General features: G+C 53.6%; 3 protein-coding genes and 1 pseudogene. 1 reads left to right on the top strand and 3 read right to left on the bottom strand.

The annotated features are described in order from the left end of the window. Nucleotides 1–263, top strand: a pseudogene (locus tag AAAB35_RS06715) (MFS transporter); the annotation flags it as partial. Between the two features lie 170 nt (nt 264–433). Here the strand turns inward: AAAB35_RS06715 and AAAB35_RS06710 are convergent. From AAAB35_RS06710 to AAAB35_RS06700, 3 genes are all read right to left on the bottom strand, one after another. Further along, on the bottom strand, nt 434–1,402 hold the full coding sequence (locus tag AAAB35_RS06710; RefSeq protein ID WP_340667434.1) for a bestrophin family ion channel: 969 nt from the start codon (nt 1,400–1,402) through the stop codon (nt 434–436). A 176-nt stretch (nt 1,403–1,578) separates the two neighbouring features. Then, on the bottom strand, nt 1,579–1,863 hold the full coding sequence (locus AAAB35_RS06705; protein WP_340667433.1) for a GNAT family N-acetyltransferase: 285 nt from the start codon (nt 1,861–1,863) through the stop codon (nt 1,579–1,581). 55 nt (nt 1,864–1,918) lie between these two features. Further along, nucleotides 1,919–2,164, bottom strand: a complete 246-nt coding sequence (locus AAAB35_RS06700) for a hypothetical protein (protein WP_340667432.1) — start codon at nt 2,162–2,164, stop codon at nt 1,919–1,921. Nucleotides 2,165–2,257 lie beyond the last annotated feature (93 nt).

The following is a 2,257-nucleotide window of genomic DNA, read 5'->3' as shown; positions in this document are numbered from 1 at the left end:
CAGCCACCTACTGGGAGCATGCCACAAAGGAGAGCAGGGCTGATCTCGTGTCCATCATCAATCCGACAACGGTGCTGACCACGCCGTCAGGGCTTCCGGACGAATCCGGCCTCGCCATGTTCTCCAGAATGGTCGACATGCAGGCGGTTATGCTCGCCACCAACAATTTCTACGCGATGGCGACGGGGCTCATTCTGGTATTCGCGGCCGTCATTTGGCTGGCAAAGCGACCAAAGGGCCCTATGAAGCAGGTGAGCCACTAGAGCCATGAATGTCGTGCTGGGCTTGGCTGTCGACTCGACCCAGCACGATATTCCAGCGTCAATAGCAGGCATAAGTCGAACGCGTTTTGCAGTACCGCTGCTGTCAAGATTGGCCCTTTCCCGAGCACGCAAAAAAAGCAGCTGCCTGCAAGCGTCAACGAATCCCCAATTCAAAACAGGATGTTATTCTTCGCCTCAATCGGTTGCAGGTCGTTTGTCTCACCCATCATGCCCCGCATCGTTATCTCAATTTTCCGCGTGATCGACGAGATCGGGACATCGTTTGCATTTCCCTCAAACGGGTTGGATGAATTCTCTCCGACCTTTTCCAATGAAACGAAAACCCAGCCGACCGCAACGCTGAACGGCACGTTCAGCCAAGCCGTCCAATCCGCGATGCCGGCATACACACCCAATTCATAGGCATATGGAAACAGTCCGAAAGGCACGATGGCGACGAACATCTTTATAAGAATGACGGTTATCGAATAGTAGTTACGGGAATAGGGGTAGTTCTTAATCAGCTTCAATCCACCCTGCAGTCTTGCGAGTTCCTCAAGCGAGGCTGTCAGCACAGTGAACATGTACTCACTGACAAGTTCTTGCCTTCGAAGATTTCTGATGGCGTCATACTGCCAATCGAGAATGAGAGCTTCTTTGTCACCTGGATGGGTCATGACTTTCTGCATCTCGACATCCGACAAATAGCCTCTTAGTTCGAACTCGAGTGCAGAGCCGCTTTCAGGGTTCGGAATATGAGCAAGGAATCGAACGTTCCCCGGATCAAATCTATTCTCCCAGGATTTCTTTTCACGCAGAAAGAACCGCAGGGCCGTGAGCCATGCGAAATGGCGATTGAAGATATCCTCCAGTCGTGGACCGGACGGGACATCCAGATTGCCCATCGCGGACATCAACCTTTGGGCGAGGATGAAACTGCTCGTATTGAGTTGCCCAGACAGCGTCAGGGCATTGGTGAATCGAGCAAAACATTGCTGACTCTTGAACGCGATGCTGATCGCCAGCGCCGATCCGACGATCGTCAGTATCGGTGCCGGCACCGTCAGGAATCTCCAGGTCGTGAGTTGAAGGAACAAAGTGGCAAGCAACGCCCATCCAATCAGCCATCGGAATTCCATTCTTGTCCACTTGAGAAAGTCGGTGACGCTATATTGTCTGCCTACGTGCATGGCTTATCCAAAATATGTTCGTTGTTTCGCTTGACGTCGGGTTACCGACGCTGGCCTGCTGCATCGGGCCCCGCTAGCATTTCGTGGACGCTCAGTTGCGCTGCGGTCCATCGACGCTATCGGAACTATCGCGCGGTATCGACAACATCCTGATATTCGGGATGCGTCTGCAAGAAGCTTTCCATAAACGAGCACTTTATAACCGCCTTCTCGCCCCGTTCGCGGAGTATGTCGAATACACCCTGAACCAAAGCCGCACCTATGCCTTGGCTGGAAAATTCGGGGACTTCTACATGAAAGAACACGAGCTTTCCGTCCTCCAATCGGTAGTATGCCGCTGCCCAACTCCCATCATGTATCTGACGTTCAAAGCGATGCTTTTCCTGGTTGTCTCTCACTTCGGCATCCATCGATAGTTTCTCCTTCTCTTCCTCCAACAGGAGTTGTTGCGGGGCCCGGCGATGTCTAATTGGCCATAGAGCGGTACAGCCAGTCGACATAACGCATTGGACCTACACGTGAACCCTTGAGCCGAAGCAGTGTGTCGTCATTCAGCTCGACGCCGTAGTAGCGTGCTCTGTCATCCGTTACGACCTGGCGCATGTCTTCGTTTGCTGCGAGGTGCATGCGGGCAATTTCGTCGAAACCATACTGCTCGCGCCCGCCGATCTCCACGGTACGCCCGGTCGCTCCCACAACCGCGACGATCAACCGAGCGTCGCCCCCCAGGAAGCTGTCACATCTTCGTCGATGTGCACACCGTCAGTCCACCGGCATGACTACCGGAGCATCCTTGTTCTTGAG

The organism is Phyllobacterium sp. (assembly GCF_037994425.1).
GTDB lineage: Bacteria > Pseudomonadota > Alphaproteobacteria > Rhizobiales > Rhizobiaceae > Phyllobacterium.
Note: the sequence above shows the minus strand (reverse complement) of the source record. Positions and strands in the feature narration are given on the sequence as shown.

Coding starts and splice junctions, on each gene's coding strand:
- AAAB35_RS06705 (WP_340667433.1), bottom strand. CDS start 1,863: ATGGATGCCGAAGTGAGAGACAACCAGGAAAAGCATCGCTTTGAACGT.
- AAAB35_RS06710 (WP_340667434.1), bottom strand. CDS start 1,402: ATGGAATTCCGATGGCTGATTGGATGGGCGTTGCTTGCCACTTTGTTC.